Source organism: Micromonospora sp. SD19, from assembly GCF_054462275.1.
Genome location: NZ_JBTLMN010000004.1, coordinates 242197 through 264186, shown reverse-complemented (window position 1 = coordinate 264186; position 21990 = coordinate 242197). Strand labels below are relative to the sequence as shown.

Sequence of the window (21990 nt, the reverse complement as noted above, 5' to 3'; positions counted from 1 at the left end):
CCGCCCCGCCACCGCCTTCGGCCCTCGCCCCGCCCTCGCCTCACCGCCCGCCTTCGGCCCTCGCCCCGGCCCGCTCGCCCCGCTCGCGCTGCCCGCCGCCGTAGCCCGTCCGGCGGTCGGGCCCACCGCGTAGTTACTTACGGACGAGCGCTGGAGCCACATCCGCTATTGAGCGTGATGTCTGTGAGTCATCGTGATGACGCACAGACATCACGCTCAATGAAGTGAAGCCCGCCATCCCGCGAGCCTGGTCATGAGCTCGGCGATTCTCGGCGTCAGATCGGCCGTTAGCCGCCGATCTGCCGTAGCGGGATCGCGGGCATCTCGCCCGTGGCCCACCATGCCGGGATGTCATCGACTCGCCTTGCCACCCTTCTCGGCACTGCCGTGCGGCAGCAACGACATCTGCGCGATCTGAGCCAGCGTCAGTTGGCCGCGCTCGCCGAGGTCGACCAGGCGGTGGTGGCCCGGCTCGAACGCGGCGAGCGAGCGCCCAGCATCGCGGTGCTGGAGCGGTTGCTTGCCGCGATGGATGTGCAGTTGGTGGTCGGGTTCGAGCCGTTGGACGCGCACCTCGACGCCCAGATCGACGACCTGGCCGCCCGGCCGATCGCCGAGCGGATCGACGGGTTGGGGCTGGATCGGCTACTGGATCGACTCACCGACTTTCCGCAGGTGATCACCGGGAGCACCGCGGCGCTGTTGCAGGGCGCGCCGGTGCCGGTCGACGCGCTGGAGATCGCCCTGCGCTGGCAGGACGCCAAAGCGTTCACCCGATGGCTGGAGGCGAACTACGGCCAGCGGTGGAACGCCCGCTGGGGTGAGTTCGGCGGAGTGTGGTTGGAGCCCGAGGAGCCAGGCGAACACCTGTGGTCGACCCGCTACGGGGAGGTCAGGGCCACGATGTGCGACGAACTGCCCGAGACCATCGAGGTATGCCACGGCGGGCGGAGTTACCGGGTGGTGCCGCTCGTCGAACTGGAGCTGAGCGAGCCACGCTCCGCCGAACTGTTACGCCGCTACCGGCGCCGGCAGTTGGCCAGCGACGGCTGAGCCAACTGCCGGCCGAACCAGCCGCCGGCCGAGTCACCGGTCAGCCGGCGGTGCGCTCCCAGTCGATGGTGGGCAGGCCGGCGTCGGCGAGCGCCTTGTTGGCGGCGCTGAACGGACGGCTGCCCAGGAAGCCACGCGGGTTCATCGGGCTGGGGTGGCCCGCCTCCAGCACCACGTGCTGCGGATTGGTGACCAGCGCGGCCTTCTTACGGGCGTAGCCACCCCAGAGCAGGAAGACCACCCGCTCCGGTGCCGCGTCCAGCGCACGGATCGTCGCGTCGGTGAACTCTTCCCACCCGGCGTTGGCGTGCGAGCCAGGGGTGGCCTGCCGGACGGTCAGCACCGCGTTGAGCAGCAGCACACCCTGCGCGGCCCAACCGTTGAGGTTGCCGCCACGCGGTTTGGGAACACCCACGTCCTCGCCCAACTCCTTGAAGACGTTGCGCAACGACGGCGGAACCGTCACCCCGTCACGGACGCTGAAGCTCAACCCGTGTGCCTGCCCGGCCCGGTGGTAGGGATCCTGCCCCAGGATCAGCACCCGGGTGCCCTGCGGCGGGCAGAGCCGGTAGGCCGAGAACAGGTCCTCCAGCGGCGGGAAGACGGTCTGCGTCGCGTACTCCCGGGCGACGAACTCGCCCAGCGCGGCGGTGCGGGCCGGGTCGAGGTGCGGGGTGAGCACGGCACGCCACTGCTCCGGCAGCAGGGCCAGCAGATCCAGGGCGGGAGCGTCGTCGGGCATCAGAAACCTCTCACAGCGCGGGTCGGACCCCCGCACTCTAGGCATCGGGTACGACACCCGCCGAGCTAGCCCAGATCGGCGAGCCGCCGGGCCCAGTCGCCGCCGACCGGGTCCAGCTCCACGATGCGGGTGTCGTCGTCGCGGCGGTCGATGCGAACCCGCAGGTGCGCGTCCACCAACTGCTCCACCAGGCCCTCGCCCCACTCCACCACGGTCACCGAGTCGTCCACCGACGCGTCGAGGTCCAGGTCGTCGATCTCGGCGCGCGGATCGGTGGCGTCACCCAACCGGTACGCGTCGGCGTGCACCAGTGCCACCCGACCGCCCCGGGCCGGATCGGGTCGGTGCACCCGGGCGATCACGAAGGTCGGCGACGTGATGTCCCCGAGGACACCGAGCCCGGCGCCGATGCCCTGGGTGAGCGCGGTCTTGCCGGCACCCAACGGGCCGGTCAGCAACACCAGGTCGCCGGCGCGCAGCAGCCCGGCCAGCCGTCGGCCGAAATCCCGGGTGTCCTCGACAGCCGGCAGCTTGACGACGTGACTCACCGTTCCTCCCCGCTCTGCAATGACTCCAGGAACCGCGCCAGGGCGGCGTTGACCTCGTCCGCGTGCTCCAACATCACCACGTGACCGCTGTCCTTGATCTTCACGAACTCGGCGTGCGGCAACCGGCGGACGATCTCCTCGGAGTGGGTCACCGGAGTGATCATGTCCTTGTCGCCGACCACCACCAGCACCGGAGTCGCCGCCAGCGCCGCCAGCGCCGGGAAGCGCGAGTGGGTCGCCAGGGTCCGCAGGTAGCGGGTCACCGTGTCGGCCGACGTCCGGGAGTTCATCGCCTCCACGTAGGACACCAGCGACGGGCTGGGCTTGCGGGTGCCGAAGCCGTACTTGCGGGTCAACAGCCAGGCCACGTTCGAGGTGGACTTGCGGGCCTTGTCGATCACCGGCCCGCCGTAGCGGGTGGCGTTGCTGACCATGTAGAGCACCGGGCCACCGACCCGGCCGAGCAGCGCGGGAGCTACCAGCTTGGTCTCCGCGATGAGCCCGCCCGACGTGGCCATCAGAACGGTCCCCACCACCCGGTCGCCGAACAGCTCCGGGAACAACTCGGCGAACGCCATGATGGTCATGCCGCCCATCGAGTGGCCGACCAGCACCAGCGGCCCGTCCGGGGCGGTCCGGTCGATCACCTGGCGCAGCGTCCGGCCGAGCACCGTGAGGTCGTACTCCCCGGTCTCCAACCGGCCGGACCGGCCGTGACCGGGCTGGTCGTACGCCACGATCCGGTAGTCACCGCGGGCGGCGAGCATCTGACGCTGGAAGTGGAACGTGCCCATGTCCAGGCAGAAGCCGTGCACCAGCACCACCGTCGGGCGCCCCGGCACCGGCCGGGTCGGCTCGACCACCTCGACGTGGATGTCGGTGCCGTCCGGCAACTCCAGGCGGAACGCCTCGTCGTACCGTTGCTCGTCGAACGTCTCGTGCGCGTAGCGGTCGGCCGGGTCGGCCTTGAGCCGGCGGACCAGGGTCCGCTCGGTCGCCACCCCGGCCGCCAGCCCCGCCGCGGCCACGCCCACCGCCGCGCCGACGATCCCCGCGACCCGACCAGCTGCCGTCCGCGGACGCGGAATGCGATAACTCATTGTCTTTCGCCGTCGTAGACGCGGGGCACCCGTGTGCCGCCGAACCGGGTGACGATCTCGTAGTTGATGGTGCCGACCGCCTCGGCCCAGTCGTCAGCGGTCGGCTCGCCGTCGACGCCGCTGCCGAAGAGCGTCGCCACGTCGCCGTCGGCCACCGGGTCGTCGCCGCAGTCGAGCACGAACTGGTCCATGCAGACCCGCCCCGAGATCGTCCGGCGTACGCCGCCGAGCTGCACCGGACCGGTGTTGGACGCGTGCCGGGGGACCCCGTCGGCGTACCCGAGCGGCACCACGGCCAGGTTCGCGTCGGCTTGCGTCGTGTAGGCGTGCCCGTAGGAGATGCCGGTGCCGGCGGGCACCCGTTTGGTGAGCATCACCCGGGCGCGGGCGCTCATCGCCGGCCGCAACCCGTACGTCTCGCCGGCCACCGGGGAGAGCCCGTAGATGGCCAGGCCCGGACGGACCAGGTCGAAGTGGGTGTCCGGGCGGGTGAGGGTGGCAGCCGAGTTGGCGAGGTGCCGCCAGCGCGGTCGCAGCCCGGCCCGCTCGACCATGGCCAGCCCCTCGTGGAAGACGGCCAGTTGGCGGTCGGTGGTGGGATGGCCGGGCGAGTCGGCGTACACGAAGTGGCTCCACACGCCGACCACCTCGACCAGGCCGTCGGCCTGCGCCTTCGCGGCGGCGTCCAGCAGCGCCGGCCAGTCGGCGACTGTCGCGCCGCCCCGGGACAACCCCGTGTCGATCTTGAGGTGGAGGCGGGCGGGACGCCCGGCGAGGCGACTCGCCTCGATCATCTCGTCCAGTTGACCCAGGCTGGCCGCGCCGAGGTCCACCCCCGCGCTGACCCCCTCGTGCAGCGGCAAACCGGGCGCGAGCAGCCAGGCCAGCACCGGCACTGTCACGCCGGCCCGGCGCAGGGTGAGCGCCTCGTCGAGGGTGCAGACGCCGAGCCAGTCGGCGCCGCCGTCGAGCGCCGCCCGGGCGGCCGGAAGCATGCCGTGGCCGTACCCGTCGGCCTTCACCACCGCCATCAACTCGGCGGTGGTGCCGGAGCGGAGCCTGCCCACGTTCTCGCGGATGGCGTCAAGATCGACGCGTACCTCGGCCTGCCACATGTGCCCAGCCTACTTTCCGCCGTGATCACGGCGGGCGGCGACGCACGTCCCGGCGCGGCGATCCGCCCAGCACGGCTGGAACGGCCCGTTCAGCCCAGCCGGGCCAACACCGGACGCAACGCGGTGGCCACGTCGGGCGCGGTCACCGGCCCACCCCGGGCCGCCTCCCGCCCGGCGAGCCCGTGCAGGTACGCGGCCGCCGCCGCAGCCCGATCGGCGGGCACCCCGGCCGCCAGCAGCGAGCCGAGCAACCCGGCCAACACGTCGCCGGTGCCGCCGGTGGCCAACGCCGAAGTGCCGGTCGGGTTGACGTACGCCCGACCGTCCGGCGTGCCGATCACCGTGCGGTCACCCTTGAGCAGCACCACCGCGTTCATCCAGGCGGCCAGCCGCAGCGTTGCGCCGACCCGGTCGGCACCGGGTTCCTCACCGCAGAGACGCGTGAACTCCCGATCATGCGGGGTGACCACGATGGGCGCGTCCCGACCCCGCAGCCGGTCGGCGAGTGAGCCGTCCACCAGCAGGGTCAGGGCGTCGGCGTCGAGCACCACCGGCACCGGGGCGGCCAGCACGGCACGCAGCTCGGCGGCCGCGTCGGCGCCGGTGCCCAGCCCGGAGCCGCACACCCAGGCCTGCACCCGGCCCGCGTCGGCGACCCGCTCACTGGCGATCACCGAGGGGTGCTGGTGCAGCACCTCGGCGCGGGCGCTGCCGGCGTAGCGGACCAGCCCGGTCGGGCCGGCCAGCGCGCCGCCCACGGAGAGCACCGCCGCGCCGGGGTAGGTCGCCGAGCCGGTCGCGACGCCCACCACGCCCCGGGTGTACTTCTCCGACGCGGGGCCCAGCTCGGGCCACCAGTCGACCAGGTCGGACCACTCGGTGACCCGCAGCGCCGGGGTGCCGCGCAGCCACGGCCGCAGCCCGATGTCGACCAGCTCGACCTGCCCGGCCAGGGCGGCGGCCGGCCCGACCACCAGGGCGGGTTTCAGCGCGCCGAAGGCCACCGTCACGTCGGCGCGCACCGCTGTGGGCCGGCCGGACGCGGACAGCGGTACGTGACCGGTGTCGACAGCGACGCCGCTGGGCACGTCGACCGCCAGCACCGTGGCCCGCTCCCCGTCTCGTCCGCGCAGTTCGTCGAGGCGCTGGACGATCTCGTCCGCGTTCGCCCGTAGCCCACCGGTGCCACCGATGCCGACGATGCCGTCGAGGACCAGGTCGACCGGGCCGGCCGGACCCGGCACCACCCGTCCGCCAGCGGCGCGCAGCGCGGCCAGGCCAGCGGCGTGCGCCCGCCCGGGTGTGACCAGCATCGCGGACACCTGCACACCCCGGCGGGCCAACCGCTCCCCCGCGTACAGCGCGTCGCCACCGTTGTCACCGGAGCCGACCAGCAGCAGCACTCGGCCGCCGTAGACCCCGCCCCGCTCGGTGAGCACGAGCGCCGCCCGGCGGGCCAGGCCGGCGGCGGCCCGCTGCATCAGCGTCCCCTCCGGCAGGGTGCCCATCAGCCCCGCCTCGGCCGCCCGTACGTCGGCCACCCGCCACACCGCTCTCATGCCACCGTGTCCCATTCCGTTCGCGGGCGGGCCCGGTCGGCCCTCCCGGCCGACGTCATCGTTCCGCGACCACCATCGCCGACGCGATCCCGCCGTCGTGCGACAACGAGAGATGCCAGTGGTTGATCCCCCGCGCGTCGGCCGCCTCGGCGACCGTGCCGGAGACGGCCAACCAGGGGCGACCGTCCGGGTCGGCCACGACTTCGCAGTCGTGCCAGCTCAGCCCGGCCGGAGCGCCGAGCGCCTTGGCCACGGCCTCCTTGGCCGCGAACCGGGCGGCGAGCGACTCGGGCGAGCGCGTGCTGCCGGAGCGGGTGTGCCGCTCGGCCTCGGTGAAGACCCGGTCGGCCAGCTGCGGCGTCCGGGCCAGGGCTCGGGCGAACCGCTCGACCAGCACGACGTCGATACCGACAGCGACGATCACCACACCACCCTACCGGCGGTCGAGGCCGCAGATTAGCCGTCGGGCTCGCGCTGGGCAACGCCTGTGGACACCCCGGGGTACGCCTCGACGCCGGCTGTCCACAGGGCACCACGCGACCTGTGGTGCGCGCCTAACGTCAGCGCGTCGATGCCGATCGTCCACGGGGGTGTGGTCATGACCGACGAGCCGTTCACGGTCCGGCCGGAGGAGTTGCGGGCGGTCGCCGTCCTGCTCGACGACGAGGCGCACCGGTTGGCGGCTGGCCTCGCCGGGTTGCCCGGGCTGGTGGTGGCGGCCCCCGAGTGGCGAGCTGGCGCGGCGCTGGCCGCGTTGGAGGCGGCCGGGCACGCCTGGTTCTGCCGGCTGGGCGCCCAGGTCGCGGCGGCCTCCGGCGGGGTCCGCGCGGCGGCCGAGGCGTACGAGACGGTGGACGAGCGGGCCGCCGACCGGTTCGCCGCGGTGCCCCGGTGAGCGGCGTCGGCTACCGGCAACTGTGGGCTGTCGACCCGCGGGAGTGGCGGGCCGCCGGGGCAGCGTGGGCGGGGTTGACCGGGCCGCTCGATCGGCACGTCGGTGGGCTGCGCGCGTCCGGCGGGCGGTTGCGGGACGGTTGGTCGGGTGCGGCGGCAACGGCGGCGGACCATCGGCTCGCCGTGCTGCGTGCCGAGCTGGCCTCGATCGCACCCGCGCTGATCGAGGCCGACCAGGTGCTGGCCGAGCTGGCCGGTCGGCTGACGGCGGCTAAGGCACGGCTCACCGAGGCGGTCGCCCAGGCCGACGCGGCCGGCCTGCTGGTGGACCGCTCGGGTGGGGTGCGGGTCGATCCGGCCCGCGCCCAGCCCACCGAGCGGGCCGGGGTGGCAGCGGCCGGAGTCGCCGCGGCCCTGCGCCGCGCGCTCGACGGGGCGGCCACTGCCGACCGGGTCGCCGCCGCTCGGTTGGCCGAGCTGGCCCGGGCCGCCGGCACCGGCTGGGCGTCCCCGCCACCTCCCGGCCGGCCGGCCCCCGGTGCCGCGCCCGCGCTGGTCAGCGCCTGGTGGTCCGGGTTGACCCCGGCCCAGCGACGGTGGCTGATCGGGCGCGAACCGGCGCTGGTCGGCCGGTTGGACGGGGTGCCGGTGGCCGCCCGCGACCAGGCGAACCGGTTACAGCTCGACGGGTGGCGAGCGGAGTTGCTGGCCGAGCGTCGACGGCTGCTGTCCCGGGTGCCGCCGGGGCCGCTCGCGTCGTTGCGGCTGCACGCGGTGGCCGGGCGGCTGGCCGGCCTGGACGCGCTGGTCGACCGGTTGACCTCCGGCGGGGCACCACGGGCGTACCTGCTCGGGTTGGATCCGGGCGGTGAGGGCCGGGTGGTGGTGGCGCTCGGCGACCCGGACCACGCCGACCGGGTGTTGACCCACGTGCCGGGGATGACCGCCGGGCTGGACGACGCAGCCGGCGAGCTGGGGCGAGCGGCCCGGGTGCTGGAGCGGTGCGCCGCGCTCGCCCCGGGCGAGCGCAGCGCGGCGGTGCTCTGGTTGGACTACGACGCCCCGGACCTGCTGACCGAGGCCGCCTCGACGGGTCAGGCCCGGGACGCCGGCGGGGCGTTGCACCGTTTCCAGGAGGGGCTGCGCGCCAGCCACGACGGGCCACCGGCTCGGCAGACGGTGCTCGGGCACAGCTACGGGTCGGTGGTGGTGGGTGTGGCCGCCCGGGAGCACGGGCTCGACGCCGACGCGCTGGTCTTCGTCGGCTCGCCCGGTGTCGGCGCGTCGCACGCCGGCGAGCTGGGCGTGCCAGCCGGGGAGGTCTGGGCGAGCACCGCCCCCGACGACGTGATCCGGGCGGCCCGACCACCGGAGGAGCTGGGCCGCAGGGCCCTGCTGCGTACGGTGCCGCTGGCCGCCGTGGTGGGCTGGCCGGGGCAGAGCGGGCACGAGCTGTGGTTCGGGCACGACCCGTCGGATCCCGGGTTCGGCGGCCGGGTCTTCGGCAGTGGGCGAGGCGGTCACACCGGTTACTGGGACCCGGGCAACCCCGCGCTGGACGGGATGGCCCGGGTCGTGCTGGGCCGCTGAGGCCTACTCGACGGTGACCGACTTGGCCAGGTTGCGGGGCTGGTCCACGTCGTGCCCCCGGGCGGCGGCGATCTCGGCGGCGAGCACCTGCAACGGCACGGTGGTGACGAGCGGGGCCAGCAGGGTGGGCGTACGCGGCACGTAGATCAGGTGGTCGGCGTACCGGACGACGGCCTCGTCACCTTCCTCCGCGATGACGATGGTCCGCGCGCCACGAGCCCGGACCTCCTGGATGTTGGAGACGACCTTGTCGTGCAGCATGCCCCGGCCGACCGGCGAGGGCACCACGCAGATCACCGGGGTGCCCTTGTCGATCAGGGCGATCGGGCCGTGCTTCAGCTCACCGGCGGCGAAGCCCTCGGCGTGCATGTACGCCAGCTCCTTGAGCTTCAGCGCACCCTCCAGGGCCACCGGGTAGCCGACGTGCCGGCCGATGAACAGCACTGTCGGCTCGGACTTCAGGTCCCGGGCCAGCTCGCGGACGGGCTCGATCCGGCCGAGCAGCTCCCGCAGCTTGCCGGGAATCTCCTGCAGCTGCGCGACCACCGCGCCCACCTCGTCGGCGAACTTGATCCCGCGCACCTGGGCCAGGTGCAGGCCGATCAGGTAGCAGGCGACGACCTGGGTGAGGAACGCCTTGGTGGAGGCGACGGCGATCTCCGGCCCACCGTGGGTGTAGAGCACGGCGTCGGACTCGCGGGGGATGGTCGAGCCGTTGGTGTTGCAGATCGCCAGCACCCGGGCCTTCTGCTCCTTGGCGTGGCGCAGCGCCATCAGGGTGTCCATCGTCTCGCCGGACTGCGAGATCACCACGATCAGCGTGGACCGGTCGAGGACCGGGTCGCGGTAGCGGAACTCGCTGGCCAGCTCCACCTCACAGGGGATCCGGGTCCAGTGCTCGATGGCGTACTTGGCGACCATGCCGGCGTGGTACGCCGTGCCGCAGGCCACGATGAAGATCTTGTCGACGTCGCGCAGATCCTGGTCGCTGAGGCGGACCTCGTCGAGGCCGATCTCACCGGTCTCGGTGAGCCGGCCCAGCAGCGTGTCGGCGATGGCCTGCGGCTGCTCCTCGATCTCCTTGAGCATGAACCAGTCGTAGCCGCCCTTCTCCGCGGCCGAGGAGTCCCAGTCGATGTGGAAGTCCTTGCCGGCGGCGGGCTGGCCCTCGAAGTCGGTGATCTCGATGCTGTCACCGGTGATCAGTACGATCTGGTCCTGGCCCAGCTCGACCGCCTCCCGGGTGTGCTCGATGAACGCGGCCACGTCGCTGGCCAGGTAGTTCTCCCCGTCGCCGCGGCCAACCACCAGCGGCGAGTTGCGTCGGGCGCCGACCACCGCACCGGGCACGGCGGCGTCGACGGCGAGCAGGGTGAACGCGCCCTCCAGTCGCTGGCAGACCACGCGCATGCCGGCGGCGAGCAGCTGCGGGCTGTCCGGCTGGCCGGCGGCGCGCAGGTCGGCCAGCGCGGCGGCGAGCAGATGCGCTGCGCACTCGGTGTCGGTGTCGCTGGTGAACTGGACGCCGTCGGCCTCCAGCTCGGCGCGGAGCTTGGCGAAGTTCTCGATGATGCCGTTGTGGATCACCGCGACCCGCCCGTCCGGGGCGACGTGTGGGTGGGCGTTGCGGTCGGTCGGGCCGCCGTGGGTGGCCCACCGGGTGTGCCCGATGCCGGTGGTGCCGTCACCGATGCCGATCGGGCTGGCCGCGCAGGAGGTCGGGTCGTCGGCGGCCCGCTCGGAGAGCACCTTCTCCAGGTTGGCCAGCTTGCCGGCCTTCTTCTCGGTCAGCAGCCGGTCTTCGCAGACGATCGCCACGCCCGCCGAGTCGTAGCCGCGATACTCCAGTCGCCGCAGCCCGTCGAGGACGATGCCGAGTGCGGGGCGCGCGCCCGCGTATCCCACGATTCCACACATGGCCCGCAGCCTAACCCAGTTTCACTCATGATGGGTGCTCAAAAGTCGGGTAAACGAACATCAAGTTTGAGCAAACCGCCGAGGCGGCAACGACGACCGACGCGGAAACCCGACCTGAGGTGCCGCGATGCGCCCGACGCCCCCACCTACCCGTACAGCGAGACCGCAAGCAGCGACCCGCCAGCTGCTTCGGCCGAATCTCCGAGGTCGAGCTGACAGGGCAGGCCCCGTAGGCTGGCGGCGTGACGACGAGCACCGATGTCGACCCGCTGGTGGCCCGGATGCGGCCGTTCGGCACGACGATCTTCGCCGAGATGTCCGCCCTCGCCGTACGCACCGGCGCGGTCAACCTCGGGCAGGGGTTTCCGGACACCGACGGCCCGCCGGAGATGCTGGCCGCCGCCGCCGAGGCGCTGCGCGGCGGGCAGAACCAGTACCCGCCCCGCCCGGGGATCCCCGCCCTGCGCGCGGCCGTCGCGGCCCACCAGCGGCGGTTCTACGACCTGGCGTACGACCCGGACGGCGAGATCGTGATCACGGCGGGTGCTACCGAGGCGGTCGCGGCGAGCATCCTCGCCCTCTGCGAGCCGGGCGACGAGGTGGTCTGCTTCGAGCCGTACTACGACTCGTACGCCGCCTCGATCGCGCTGGCCGGCGCGGTCCGCCGGCCGGTGACGCTGCGTCCCACGGCCGACGGCCGGTACGCCTTCGACCCGGCGGCGCTGCGCGCGGCGTTCGGCCCGCGCACCCGGCTGGTGCTGCTGAACTCACCGCACAATCCGACCGGCAAGGTCTTCACCCCGGCCGAGTTGGCGCAGGTCGCCGAGTTGTGCCAGGAGTTCGACGCGTACGCGGTCACCGACGAGGTGTACGAGCACCTGGTCTTCACCGACGCGGCGAGCGCGCACGTGCCGCTGGCCAGCCTCCCCGGAATGTGGGAGCGGACGCTGCGCATCTCGTCGGCGGGCAAGACATTCTCCTGCACCGGGTGGAAGATCGGCTGGGCGAGCGGCCCGGCGGCGCTGGTCTCGGCGGTGCTGCGGGTGAAGCAGTTCCTCACCTACGTCAACGCCGCACCGCTGCAACCGGCGGTGGCGGTGGCGCTGGCCCTGCCGGACGACTACTACACCGGCTTCCGGGACAGCCTCCAGCAACGGCGTGACCAGCTCGTCGGCGGTCTCACCGACGCCGGGTTCGAGGTGCTCGGCTCGGAGGGGACGTACTTCGTCACCGCCGACATCACCGCCCTGGGCGGCCGGGACGGGGCGGAGTTCTGCCGGTCGTTGCCGCAGCGCTGCGGTGTGGTGGCGGTGCCCACCCAGGTCTTCTACGACGACACCGACGCGGGCCGGCGGCTGGTCCGGTTCGCCTTCTGCAAGCGCCCCGAAGTGCTGGCCGACGCTGTCACCCGGCTGCGCGGGCTGGCCGGGCACCGCTGAGGGTCGGTCACCCGGCTGCGCGCGCCGGTCCGGCACCGTCCGTCGCTGGTGGCGACGACGCGTCGGCGGCGGACGCCGCGATCTCCGACGGTGAGCCGGCCAGGGTGGCGAGCAACGCGCCGCCGTCGGCCAACAGCACCGCCTCGGCATCGTTGACGAAGGCGAGGTCGGCCTCGACGTGTCGGCACGCCGCGGCGAGCAGCAGCCCGACCACCGGGTCGGCGGCCTTGCGACGCAGCCCGTCGAGATTGCGCAACTCGCGAAGCAGGTGCCCGCGTTGGTTGCTGAGCACGGTGCGGACGATCTGCGCGGAGCCCGATCGGGCCGCGGCGGTGACCTTGAGGAAGAAGTCGTCCCGGAAGCCGCCGCTGCGCGGACTCGGCTCGTCGAGCCAGCGGCCGAGTTCAGCCCGCCCAGCGGGAGTGATCTGGTAGACCACCCGGTCGGGTTTGACCTGCTGGGCCTGCCGCTCGGCGATCACCAGGCTGTCCCGGGAGAGCCGGTCGAGGATCTGGTACAGGTGGCCGATGTTGAGCGGCCCCCACTGTGGACCGGCGGCGGCCTCGAAGGCGCTCTTCAACTCGTAGCCGTAGCTCGGGCCGCGTGCGAGCAGCGCCAGGACCGCGTGCTGGATCGCCACTGTCTCCTCCATGTCCGCTGACCGACTGGGCCAGGTCTTGCATTGTGACAATGTAACGCGCAGAGTGTGGGGAGCACACGGGGAGGCGCGACATGCTCGGGTTCATCTGGGCGCAGCTACGCGGCCGTGCTGGTCGGTCGGTGGCGCTGCTGGCGGGCGTGCTGGTGGCGACCACCGGCTTCGTCGTCCTGACCGGCGCCACCACCACCTCCCGCCTCGAGGTCACCGGCGCTGTCGAGCGCGACACCCGGGCCGCCTACGACATCCTCGTCCGTCCGCAGGGAGCCCGCACGCCGCTGGAGGTCGAACGGGGACTGGTCCGTCCGAACTACCTCTCCGGCCTGTTCGGCGGCATCACCCCCGCGCAGTACGAGCAGGTGAAACAGGTCGCCGGCGTCGACGTGGCCGCGCCGATCGCCATGCTGGGTTACTCGACCTCGTCCGTGACGGTCCGGTTCGACCTGACCGACGCGGTCGATCGTTCCCTGGATCAGCAGGTCATCCGGCTCGACCCCACCTTCACCGCCGAACGCGGGCTCACCACGGCCCCGAGCCGTCCACGCTACGTGTACGTGACCAAGCGCCCGCTGCTCTACCCCGAGGGCGGCGACCCGAACGCCCCCTCCATCCCGTACTCGGACGGCCGGATGTATCCGTACGACCAGGAGTGCGGGGATGTCCCACGGGAAGTGCTTCCGGACGGGCGGAGCCAGCCGATCTGCGACCCGCACCTGATCCCAAGGTCGGCGAACGATGGATGGACCTCCGAGCGGGAGAACTGGAGCGTCGACACCGTTCGACTATTACCCGATGGGCGCTTCGAAGAGAACAGTTGGCAGTCCGGTCGCGCCAAGCGCGTCGCCACCGACCAACTGGTGGCCACCTACCGGGTGACGGTGCCGTTCCTGCTGGCCGCCGTCGACCCCGAGGCGGAGCAGCGGCTCGTCGGCCTCGACGACGCGGTGATCGAGGGCCGCGCTCTTCGACCCGACGACACGGCCACCGACACCCACCTCCCCATGCATATACCCGAACGGTTCATCCCGGTGTTGAGCACCAGCCGCCCCTACCTCGATGTCACAGTGCGGTCCGCCCTCACCCGGCTGCCGCAGGCGCGCCCCGCCGGGTTGAGCATCCCCGACCTGGAGCAGGCGCTGTCCGGCGCCACCGGGGTCAAGGTCGGGACCGAGGAGTACGCGATCGCCGACGGGTACCGCGACCTGCTGGCCGCGGGGATCTCCCCGACCGGCTGCTGCCGGGGTGAGTTGCAGACGATGATTCAAGCGGGTGCCCCGGAGTACGACCGACTCGCCGACGGCACTCTCCGTGCTGGCACGCGACCGCCGTTCGATGCCAAGGCCTTCGGCACCGACAACACCTACAACTTCGACGGACGTCCGTGGTCGGCCGACGACAACGGCTTCCGCCCGCTGACCGCGGTCCCCATGCAACCGCCAGGCCCGATCGTCCAGCTGCGGGACTGGCGGACCGTCGGCATCTTCGATCCGGAGAAGCTGAGCGGGTTCAGCGACCTGTCCCGGCTCCCGCTGGAGACGTACGAGCCGCCACGCCTCGACGGCGCGGACGAGCGCAGCCGCCAGGCGCTGGGCGGCCGGCCGCTGGAACCGAGCGGCAACCCGGCCGGCTACGTCTCCGCACCGCCCCTACTGCTCACCAGCCTGGCGGCGGTGCCGAAACTGATGGAGGGCAGCCCCAGCCCCAGCCGGACGGCGCCGATCAGCGCGATCCGGATCCGGGTCGCCGACGTCTCCGGCTACACCGAACGGTCCGCCGAGCGGGTCCGGCTCATCGCCGAGCGGATCGCCGACACGACCGGGCTGGACGTCGATCTCACCATCGGCTCGTCTCCCGCCCCGCAGACCGTCGAGCTACCGGCGGGCCCGTTAGGCCGGCCCGACCTGCGGCTGACCGAGCCGTGGTCCGCACTCGGGATCGCCTCGGTCATCATCAAGGCGGTCGACCGTAAGAGCCTCGTTCTGTTCGGGCTGGTGCTTGTGGTCTGCGCGCTGTTCCTTGGCAACGCGGTCTCCGCCGCCGTCCGGGACCGCCGCCCCGAACTGGCGGTGCTCGCCTGCCTGGGCTGGTCAGCCCGGCGGATCGCGGCGCTGATCCTCGGCGAGGTGGCCGCGCTGGGGCTCGCCGCCGGTCTGCTGGCCCTCGGGCTGGCGTTCCCGTTGGCCGCCGCGCTGAACATCGAGATCGGCTGGCATCAGGCAGCGCTCGCCGTACCGGTGGCTCTGCTGCTGGCGCTGGTGGCGGGCGTGGCCCCGGCGCTGCGGGCTGCGGGCGCGCACCCGGCCGCCGCGCTGCGGCCCATGGTCGCCCCGGCCCGGTGGGTGCGGCGGCCGCGCAACCTGTTCGGGATGGCAGTGGTCAATCTGGTCCGCACCCCCGGGCGCACGCTGCTCGGGGCCGGAGCGCTGGCCATCGGGCTGACCGCGTTGACAGTGGTCAGCGCCGCCGCCTACGCCTTCCGTGGCGCGATCGTCGGCAATCTGCTCGGTGACACCGTCTCGCTGAACGTACGGGGTGCGGACACCCTGGCCGCGGTCGTCACGGTCCTGCTGGGCGCGGGTGCCGTCGCCGACGTGCTGTACCTGAACGTCCGGGACCGCGCCGCCGAGTTGTCCACGCTGCGTGCTGTCGGCTGGACGGACACCGCGCTGAGCCGCCTGGTGGGTTACGAAGGGTTCCTCATCGGCGCGCTCGGGGCGGTGGCCGGCGCGGGGCTCGGGCTCGCCGGGGCCGCCTGGCTGGTCGGCGCGCTGCCGGCCGCCCTGATCATGGTCGCGGCCGCGGTGGCCCTCGGCGGGGTGCTGCTCACCTGTCTGGCGGCGCTCGTGCCGGCCGCGTTGCTGCGCCGGCTCCCGACCGCACGGCTACTCGCGGAGGAGTGACGATGGAGGCAACCACCGGCAGCACGGTCCGGACTGTCGGGCTGAACCGGCAGTTCCGCACCGGCACGGAAAAGTTGACAGCTGTCGACGACGTCTCGTTGGAGATCACGGCCGGGTCGGTGGTGGCGCTGACCGGTCCCAGCGGCTCGGGCAAGTCCACACTGCTGCACCTGATCGGCGCCATCGAGCAGGCCGACAAGGGCACCGTCACCGTCGACGACGTGGAGGTCACCTCGCTGCGTCGTGCCGCGCTGGCCCGCTACCGGCAACGGGTCGGGTTCGTGTTCCAGCGCTACCACCTGCTGCCCGCGCTCACCGTGCTGGACAACGTGATCGCGCCGGTCCTCCCCCGCCGGGGCCGGACCGATCACGCGACGCGGGCCCGCGAACTGCTCGACGCGGTGGGCCTCGCCGGGCGGGAGCGCGCCCTGCCCGCGCAGCTCTCCGGTGGCCAGCAGCAGCGGGTCGCCATCGCCCGGGCCCTGATGGGCGCGCCGGGCCTGCTGCTGGCCGACGAGCCCACCGGCAACCTCGACTCCACCACCGGTGGGCAGATCCTCGACCTGCTGCTCGACCTCCGCGACCGGCACGGCATGACGATCCTGCTGGCCACCCACGAACAGGCCATCGCGGCCCGCTGTGACCGGCTGGTCCGGCTGGCCGACGGACGCGTCACCGAGGACCTCGACCTCACCGACGGCGAGGACCCGGCCGACACGTACGGGCGGGCGACCCAACTGCGGTTGTGAGGCCGCCCGGAGGTGGCCTCAGGCGACCGGGCTCGCGGTGCGGACCAGTTCGGCGATCCGCTCGGCGACCGACCGGGCGGTCGCCTCGGTGGCCGCCTCGACCATCACCCGGACCAGCGGCTCGGTGCCCGACGGGCGCAGCAGCACCCGACCGGTCTCCCCCAGCTCCGCCTCGGCCCGCTCGACCTCGGCGCGGACGGCTGGCGCGGCCGCGCCGATGGTCCGGTCGCCGACCGGGACGTTGATCAGCACCTGGGGCAGCTTGGTGACCACCGAGGCCAGCTCGGCGAGGGACTGGCCGGTGGCCGCCATCCGGGCCATCAGGTGCAGGCCGGTGAGCACCCCGTCGCCGGTGGTGGCGTGCGCGGGCATGACGATGTGGCCGCTCTGCTCACCGCCGAGCGCCAGCCCGGAGGCGCGCAGCTCCTCCAGCACGTACCGGTCGCCGACCTTGGTCTCGATCAGGCGGATGCCCTGCGCGGACATCGCCAGGCGCAGCCCGAGGTTGCTCATCACGGTGGCCACCAGGGTGTCCTGGGTGAGCGTGCCGGCGTCCCGCATGGCCAGCGCGAGGATCGCCATGACCTGGTCGCCGTCCACCTCGTCACCGTCGGCGGTGACCGCCAGGCAGCGATCGGCGTCGCCGTCGTGGGCGATGCCCAGGTGGGCGCCGTGCTCGACCACTGCGGCACGCAGCGCGTCGATGTGGTTGGAGCCACAGTCGTCGTTGATGTTCAGGCCGTCGGGCTCCGCGTAGATGGCGATGACCTCGGCGCCGGCCTCCCGGTAGGCGACCGGGGCGACCTCGGCCGCGGCGCCGTTGGCGCAGTCGACCACGACCTTGATCCCGTCGAGCCGGTGCCCAACGGTGCCCACCAGGTGCTGGACGTAGTGATCGGCACCGTCGAGCAGGTCGTGCACGCGGCCGACGCCGGCGCCGATCGGCCGGTCCCAGGCGGTGGTGGCGTTCGTCTCGACGGCCGCCTCGATCCGCATCTCGATCTCGTCGGGCAACTTGTGCCCACCGGCGGCGAAGAGCTTGATGCCGTTGTCCGGCATCGGGTTGTGTGACGCGGAGAGCATCACACCCAGGTCGGCCTTGGCCTCGGCGGTGAGGAACGCCACCGCGGGGGTGGGCAGCACACCGACCCGGACGACGTTGGCGCCGGCGCTGGTCAGCCCGGCCACCACGGCGGCCTCCAGCATCTCGCCGCTGGCGCGGGTGTCCCGGCCGACGACGGCGAGCGGCGGGTGGCTGCGGTCCGTCTCGGCGAGTGTGTGCGCGGCGGCCACCGCCACCGCCAGTGCCAACTCCGGGGTGAGATCCGCGTTCGCCCGCCCGCGTACGCCGTCCGTGCCGAACAACCGACCCATACCCGCCAACCTCCGAATGAGCACTGCCTGTGAGGAGAAAGCGGAACGGCCGACCCGCCTCCCTCGACGAGGGGGAGGCGGACCGGCCGTCCGTCAGAAGTACAACGCGCTGGGAAAGATCAGCGCTTCGAGTACTGGGGAGCCTTACGGGCCTTCTTGAGGCCGTACTTCTTACTCTCCTTGACCCGGGCGTCACGGGTGAGGAAGCCGGCCTTCTTCAGGGCCGGGCGGTCGTCCGGCTCGTTGACGATCAGCGCGCGGGCGATGGCCAGCCGCAGCGCACCGGCCTGGCCGGTGGTGCCGCCGCCACGCAGGTTCGCGATGACGTCGAACTGCTCGGGCTTCTCGGCGGTGACCAGCGGGTCCTTGATGAGCTGCTGGTGCACCTTGCTCGGGAAGTACGCCTCAAGGTCGCGACCGTTGCAGGTGATCTTGCCGGTGCCCGGGACGATGCGGACCCGGACGATGGCCTCCTTGCGGCGGCCCACGGTCTGGATCGGCCGGTCACCACGAGGCGCGCGGGCGACGGGCGCCGGCGCCTCGGTGGCCTCGGGGGCTTCCGGGGCGACCTCGGTCTCGATGATGTCGGTCATGCTGCTTCCTTCGCCCGCGCTCACTGCGCGATCTGCTTGATCTCGAACGGCACCGGCTGCTGCGCGAGGTGCGGGTGCTCGGCACCGGCGTAGACCTTCAGCTTCTTGATCAGCTGACGGCCGAGCTTGTTGTGCGGGAGCATCCCCTTCACAGCCAGCTCGATGGCCCGCTCGGGACGCTTGGTCAGCAGCTCGTCGTAGCCGACCTGCTTCAGACCACCCGGGTAACCGGAGTGGCGGTAAGCGACCTTGGTCTGGCGCTTGTTGCCGGTCAACGCAACCTTGCCCGCGTTCACGATGACGACAAAGTCGCCCGTGTCGACGTGCGGCGCGAAAGTCGGCTTGTGCTTACCACGCAGCAACGTGGCGGCGTGGGTGGCCAGGCGGCCCAGCACGACATCAGAGGCGTCGATGACGTGCCACTGACGCTCGATCTCACCCGGCTTCGGGCTGTACGTACGCACAGGTCTACCTTGTCTCGTCGTCGGTCTGGGGTCGCGCGCCGAGGTGACCAGAGTTAGCAGGCCGGACCAGCGCGCACGAACGACCAAGCGTACCTGATGGGGCACGCCTCTGGATGTCGTACAACAGCAGGCAACGATACCCGGCGCCCCGTCCGCAGGTCAAAACGGGGGTACGGTCCCGCACGATGACGCGCCGAGGGTGGCTCAGCTCACACGTTGGCGAGACGGCCGGCCCTCGGCCGACGGTAGACGACCCAGGTGGCCGCGAAGCACAACGCGTACCAGCCGATGAAGGCCAGGTAGGCGGCGTCGGCGTTGCCCGAGCTGAGGAACGACTGGCGGAACGCGATGTTGACCAGCACGCCACCGGAGGCCCCGATCGCACCCGCGATGCCGATCAACGCGCCGGTCATCCTTCGGGCCCACCGCGCGGCCGCCTCCGGATCGCGCTGGCCGCTGGCCATCGCGTCCGCCGCCCGGGCCCGGAAGATCGCCGGGATCATCTTGTAGGTGGAGCCGTTGCCGATGCCGGAGAAGACGAAGAGGGCGAGGAACCCCGCCAGGTAGAGCCCGAACGAGCGCTCCCGGGCGGCGTACAGCACGGTGCTCGCGCCGGCCGCCATCGCGACGAAGTTCCAGAAGGTCACCCGGGCACCGCCCAACCGGTCGGCGAGGTGCCCGCCCAGCGGCCGGATCAGCGAGCCGATCAGCGGGCCCAGGAAGGTCAGCCAGGCGGCGTCGACAGGGGTGGGGAACCGCTCGGCGAACTGGAGCTGAAGCACCTGACCGAAGGCGAAACCGAAGCCGATGAACGAGCCGAAGGTGCCGATGTAGAGCAGCGACATCACCCAGGTGTGCGGGTCGCGGGCCGCCTCACGCAACGCCCCCGGCTCGTTGCGCGCCCCGGGCACGGTGTCCAACCAGCGGGCCGCCGCCAGCGCGGCCAGCACGATCAGCGGCAGGTAGACGGCCGGCACCAACCGGGGGTACGCGGCGCCTGCGGTGGCGAGGACCGCCAGGCCGACCAGTTGCACGGCGGGTACGCCCAGGTTGCCCCCGCCGGCGTTGAGCCCGAGCGCCCGCCCCTTGAGTCGCTGCGGGTAGAACAGGTTGATGTTCGCCATCGAGGAGGCGAAGTTGCCGCCGCCGACCCCGGTGAGGCAGGCGAGCACCATCAGCGTGGAGTAGGACACCCCGGGTTCCAGCAGTACCGTCATCGGCACCGCCGGCACCAGCAACAGCAGTGCGCTGATGATCGTCCAGCGTCGTCCGCCGAAGCGGGCCACCGCCAGCGTGTACGGCAGCCGCAGCACCGCGCCCAGTGCGGCCGGCACGGCGGTGAGCAGGAACTTGCCGGCCGGATCGATGCCGTACGCGGGGCCGAGGAAGAGCACGGTGACCGACCAGAGGCTCCACACCGAGAAGCCGACGTGCTCCGCGAAGATCGAGACCCAGAGGTTGCGTCGGGCGATCGGCGCGCCGGTGGTCTGCCAGAAGTCCGGGTCCTCGGGGCGCCAGTCGTGCAGCGGTTGCCGGCGACCGGTGACGGCAGGCGGCTCGGCGGTGACTGCGGTGCTGGTGAGCGTGCTCACGGCGGCTCCTCCTCGTCGATGTGACGAGGGGAAACGCTAGGAACGCCGGGTTACCTGGCAGTGCCCGTCGCGGGTCGGGCCGGAAACGGGGATCGCACCACGGGCCGGCGGCGGTGGTGAGCACGGGTGGTGAGCACGCCACCCGGGCCACGTGCTCAGAGCTGTTGGAGAATGCGCAGCGCGCGGCCGACCCGGAGCATGGTGTCGGCGTCGGCGACGTCCACGCACCCGGTGAACCACTTCTTCATCGGTGAGGAGATCCGGTCGGGCATCACCACGTACCGGCCCATCGGCACGGCGAGCGGTGAGTCCCGCAGCAGCGACTCCTCGACCACCTCGACGACGATCACGATGGGTACGTCTGTGGAGTTGTAGACGTCCGAGCTGATCACCAGGCCGAGGCGTTCCCGGGCGCCCTCGATGCGCCAGATCTCACCCCTACGCAGCACGCGGCCGTCCGTCGGAGAACAGGTCGTTGACCATGCCCACCTCGCGGGCGTCGGCGAGGGCGGCGGACTCCAGATCCAGGCTGGCGCGGCCCACGGCGGCGGCGTGCGCGGTGAAGACCTCGCGCAGCGCCTTCTCCCGGGCGGCCTGGTCCATCCACGCGGAGAGCGACAGCCCTTCGCGCTTGGCGAACCGCCGCGCCTCCTCGATCGTCTCGTCCGTGAACGAGAGAGTCACCTTGGCAGTCATGCCGAGCAGATTACCCAGCGGTGTGACCGACAGTCATCCCGGCGCTCACCGCCTCGCTCCCGGGCGACGAAAGGCACATTCCGCCGAGGCTCACCCGGCCCGACCACCGAACACCGCGAAACGCCACTCCTTGAAGTAGCAGTCGACGTCGACCAGGCCCGCCTCGGCGAGCCACCGGCACTGGTCGGCCACGGTCGCCGGGCGGTCGTGGCGCATCCGCTCCCGGGACCCCGCGATCTCGTCGGGGGACGCACCCAGCTCCGTGATCCGCTCCAGCCACACCTCGTCGTAGCGCCGGTCCAGTTCCGGGGTCGGGCCGGCGACCTGCTCGGCGTTGACGAACACCCCGCCCGGCGCCAGCGCGGCGGCGGCCCGCCGGTAGAGCGCGCGCTTGCCGCCGTCGTCCAGGTGATGGATCGCCAGGGCGCTGACCACCGCGTCGTACCGGCCGGGCGGCAGCTCGTCAGCCAGGTCCGCCCGGACCGCGCGGTGCGGCACGGACCGCGCGGCCAACTGGTCGGTGGCGCGGGCGAGCATCGCCGGGGCTCCGTCCACCACCGTCAGCCGGACTCCGGGCACCGTCGTGGCCAGCAGCAGCGAGAGCAGGCCGGTGCCCGCGCCCAGATCCAACACCTCCGGGGTACGCCCGGCGGCGAGCGCGGCGCGCAGCGGCGGCGCGGCCACCTGGACGGCGGTGCCGTAGAAGGCGTCGAAGCAGGGCACCAGCCGCCTGCGCGCCTCGTCGTAGGTGCCGGCCACCGCGTCGAAGACGTCCGTCACGCCCATCGCAGCCTCCCAGAGTATGAGACAGATTTCCCACATTATAAGCGGTACGCGATGAACGACGCTGACCCTGAGCACACCGAAAGGACGACCCGGGTGAGCACGTGCCGGACAAGCCGCCCGATCGGAAGCGCGCCGGAAATCGAACCGACGCCCGAACCGAAAGCCGAACCGAGGCCGACTTGCGCTGACGGTCCCCGCGCGATGAGGTGCGCTGCCGCTTT

Annotated in this window: 21 protein-coding genes; 6 read left to right on the top strand and 15 right to left on the bottom strand. The window is 72.5% G+C overall.

Features of this window, described 5'->3' with window-relative positions:
* The first annotated feature begins 348 nt into the window (after positions 1-348).
* A complete protein-coding gene (locus ACX27O_RS16825; RefSeq protein ID WP_358124975.1) occupies positions 349-1053 on the top strand; it encodes a helix-turn-helix domain-containing protein in 705 nt (234 codons plus the stop codon).
* Positions 1054-1093: 40 nt separating this feature from the next.
* On the opposite strand, the gene ung is transcribed toward ACX27O_RS16825, so the two are convergent.
* The 6 genes from ung to ACX27O_RS16795 all read right to left on the bottom strand — a co-directional run bounded on the left by ung (position 1094) and on the right by ACX27O_RS16795 (position 6541).
* On the bottom strand, positions 1094-1795 hold the full coding sequence (ung, locus tag ACX27O_RS16820; protein ID WP_030330021.1) for a uracil-DNA glycosylase: 702 nt from the start codon (positions 1793-1795) through the stop codon (positions 1094-1096).
* A 65-nt stretch (positions 1796-1860) separates the two neighbouring features.
* Positions 1861-2343: a tRNA (adenosine(37)-N6)-threonylcarbamoyltransferase complex ATPase subunit type 1 TsaE gene (gene tsaE / locus ACX27O_RS16815; protein ID WP_030330020.1), complete on the bottom strand. Its 483-nt coding sequence runs from the start codon at positions 2341-2343 to the stop codon at positions 1861-1863.
* On the bottom strand, positions 2340-3443 hold the full coding sequence (locus ACX27O_RS16810; RefSeq protein WP_030330019.1) for an alpha/beta fold hydrolase: 1104 nt from the start codon (positions 3441-3443) through the stop codon (positions 2340-2342). Before ACX27O_RS16810 ends, tsaE begins: the two co-directional genes overlap by 4 nt.
* A complete protein-coding gene (gene alr, locus ACX27O_RS16805; protein WP_210863256.1) occupies positions 3440-4558 on the bottom strand; it encodes an alanine racemase in 1119 nt (372 codons plus the stop codon). Before alr ends, ACX27O_RS16810 begins: the two co-directional genes overlap by 4 nt.
* 89 nt (positions 4559-4647) lie before the next feature.
* Positions 4648-6117 (bottom strand): NAD(P)H-hydrate dehydratase, encoded by a 1470-nt coding sequence (locus ACX27O_RS16800; RefSeq protein WP_030330017.1) that lies wholly within the window; start codon positions 6115-6117, stop codon positions 4648-4650.
* 55 nt (positions 6118-6172) lie between these two features.
* On the bottom strand, positions 6173-6541 hold the full coding sequence (locus ACX27O_RS16795) for a holo-ACP synthase (protein ID WP_030330015.1): 369 nt from the start codon (positions 6539-6541) through the stop codon (positions 6173-6175).
* A 174-nt stretch (positions 6542-6715) separates the two neighbouring features.
* Between ACX27O_RS16795 and ACX27O_RS16790 the strand changes: the two genes are divergently transcribed.
* Positions 6716-7012: a hypothetical protein gene (locus tag ACX27O_RS16790; RefSeq protein WP_030330013.1), complete on the top strand. Its 297-nt coding sequence runs from the start codon at positions 6716-6718 to the stop codon at positions 7010-7012.
* Positions 7009-8601: an alpha/beta hydrolase gene (locus ACX27O_RS16785; protein ID WP_358124969.1), complete on the top strand. Its 1593-nt coding sequence runs from the start codon at positions 7009-7011 to the stop codon at positions 8599-8601. Before ACX27O_RS16790 ends, ACX27O_RS16785 begins: the two co-directional genes overlap by 4 nt.
* A 3-nt stretch (positions 8602-8604) precedes the next feature.
* Here the strand turns inward: ACX27O_RS16785 and glmS are convergent, their stop codons facing one another.
* Positions 8605-10518 carry a glutamine--fructose-6-phosphate transaminase (isomerizing) gene (gene glmS, locus ACX27O_RS16780; protein WP_030330009.1) on the bottom strand — a complete coding sequence of 638 codons (1914 nt, stop codon included), beginning with the start codon at positions 10516-10518 and terminating at the stop codon, positions 8605-8607.
* A gap of 242 nt (positions 10519-10760) precedes the next feature.
* Between glmS and ACX27O_RS16775 the strand changes: the two genes are divergently transcribed.
* A complete protein-coding gene (locus ACX27O_RS16775) occupies positions 10761-11957 on the top strand; it encodes a pyridoxal phosphate-dependent aminotransferase (RefSeq protein WP_458939720.1) in 1197 nt (398 codons plus the stop codon).
* Between the two features lie 7 nt (positions 11958-11964).
* On the opposite strand, the gene ACX27O_RS16770 is transcribed toward ACX27O_RS16775, so the two are convergent.
* Positions 11965-12597, bottom strand: coding sequence for a PadR family transcriptional regulator (locus ACX27O_RS16770; RefSeq protein ID WP_210859010.1), 633 nt, complete (start codon positions 12595-12597; stop codon positions 11965-11967).
* A gap of 92 nt (positions 12598-12689) precedes the next feature.
* On the opposite strand from ACX27O_RS16770, the gene ACX27O_RS16765 reads away from it, so the two are divergent.
* Both ACX27O_RS16765 and ACX27O_RS16760 read left to right on the top strand, forming a co-directional pair.
* The gene (locus ACX27O_RS16765; protein ID WP_358124964.1) at positions 12690-15515 is read left to right on the top strand and encodes an FtsX-like permease family protein; all 2826 of its coding nucleotides are present in this window, start codon (positions 12690-12692) and stop codon (positions 15513-15515) included.
* Positions 15516-15517: 2 nt separating this feature from the next.
* Positions 15518-16264: an ABC transporter ATP-binding protein gene (locus tag ACX27O_RS16760; protein WP_458939719.1), complete on the top strand. Its 747-nt coding sequence runs from the start codon at positions 15518-15520 to the stop codon at positions 16262-16264.
* A gap of 18 nt (positions 16265-16282) precedes the next feature.
* Here the strand turns inward: ACX27O_RS16760 and glmM are convergent, their stop codons facing one another.
* The 7 genes from glmM to ACX27O_RS16725 all read right to left on the bottom strand — a co-directional run bounded on the left by glmM (position 16283) and on the right by ACX27O_RS16725 (position 21769).
* Positions 16283-17638, bottom strand: coding sequence for a phosphoglucosamine mutase (gene glmM / locus ACX27O_RS16755; protein ID WP_030329999.1), 1356 nt, complete (start codon positions 17636-17638; stop codon positions 16283-16285).
* Between the two features lie 119 nt (positions 17639-17757).
* On the bottom strand, positions 17758-18231 hold the full coding sequence (rpsI, locus tag ACX27O_RS16750; RefSeq protein WP_030329997.1) for a 30S ribosomal protein S9: 474 nt from the start codon (positions 18229-18231) through the stop codon (positions 17758-17760).
* 20 nt (positions 18232-18251) lie between these two features.
* Entirely contained in the window at positions 18252-18695 is a 444-nt protein-coding gene (gene rplM / locus ACX27O_RS16745) for a 50S ribosomal protein L13 (RefSeq protein WP_007465158.1), read from the bottom strand.
* A gap of 209 nt (positions 18696-18904) precedes the next feature.
* Positions 18905-20287, bottom strand: a complete 1383-nt coding sequence (locus ACX27O_RS16740; RefSeq protein WP_357635608.1) for a nitrate/nitrite transporter — start codon at positions 20285-20287, stop codon at positions 18905-18907.
* A gap of 155 nt (positions 20288-20442) precedes the next feature.
* Positions 20443-20736, bottom strand: coding sequence for a hypothetical protein (locus tag ACX27O_RS16735; protein ID WP_030329992.1), 294 nt, complete (start codon positions 20734-20736; stop codon positions 20443-20445).
* On the bottom strand, positions 20726-20983 hold the full coding sequence (locus ACX27O_RS16730; protein WP_030329990.1) for a DUF6364 family protein: 258 nt from the start codon (positions 20981-20983) through the stop codon (positions 20726-20728). Before ACX27O_RS16730 ends, ACX27O_RS16735 begins: the two co-directional genes overlap by 11 nt.
* A gap of 90 nt (positions 20984-21073) precedes the next feature.
* Positions 21074-21769 carry a class I SAM-dependent methyltransferase gene (locus ACX27O_RS16725; protein ID WP_458939718.1) on the bottom strand — a complete coding sequence of 232 codons (696 nt, stop codon included), beginning with the start codon at positions 21767-21769 and terminating at the stop codon, positions 21074-21076.
* Positions 21770-21990 lie beyond the last annotated feature (221 nt).

Bases quoted from the DNA above. Each gene is read 5' to 3' on its own strand.
- ACX27O_RS16790 (WP_030330013.1), top strand. From the start codon at position 6,716: ATGACCGACGAGCCGTTCACGGTCCGGCCGGAGGAGTTGCGGGCGGTC.
- alr (WP_210863256.1), bottom strand. From the start codon at position 4,558: ATGTGGCAGGCCGAGGTACGCGTCGATCTTGACGCCATCCGCGAGAAC.
- ACX27O_RS16800 (WP_030330017.1), bottom strand. From the start codon at position 6,117: ATGAGAGCGGTGTGGCGGGTGGCCGACGTACGGGCGGCCGAGGCGGGG.
- ACX27O_RS16810 (WP_030330019.1), bottom strand. From the start codon at position 3,443: ATGAGTTATCGCATTCCGCGTCCGCGGACGGCAGCTGGTCGGGTCGCG.
- ACX27O_RS16765 (WP_358124964.1), top strand. From the start codon at position 12,690: ATGCTCGGGTTCATCTGGGCGCAGCTACGCGGCCGTGCTGGTCGGTCG.
- glmS (WP_030330009.1), bottom strand. From the start codon at position 10,518: ATGTGTGGAATCGTGGGATACGCGGGCGCGCGCCCCGCACTCGGCATC.
- ACX27O_RS16760 (WP_458939719.1), top strand. From the start codon at position 15,518: ATGGAGGCAACCACCGGCAGCACGGTCCGGACTGTCGGGCTGAACCGG.
- ung (WP_030330021.1), bottom strand. From the start codon at position 1,795: ATGCCCGACGACGCTCCCGCCCTGGATCTGCTGGCCCTGCTGCCGGAG.
- ACX27O_RS16730 (WP_030329990.1), bottom strand. From the start codon at position 20,983: ATGACTGCCAAGGTGACTCTCTCGTTCACGGACGAGACGATCGAGGAG.
- rpsI (WP_030329997.1), bottom strand. From the start codon at position 18,231: ATGACCGACATCATCGAGACCGAGGTCGCCCCGGAAGCCCCCGAGGCC.
- glmM (WP_030329999.1), bottom strand. From the start codon at position 17,638: ATGGGTCGGTTGTTCGGCACGGACGGCGTACGCGGGCGGGCGAACGCG.
- ACX27O_RS16825 (WP_358124975.1), top strand. From the start codon at position 349: ATGTCATCGACTCGCCTTGCCACCCTTCTCGGCACTGCCGTGCGGCAG.
- ACX27O_RS16725 (WP_458939718.1), bottom strand. From the start codon at position 21,769: ATGGGCGTGACGGACGTCTTCGACGCGGTGGCCGGCACCTACGACGAG.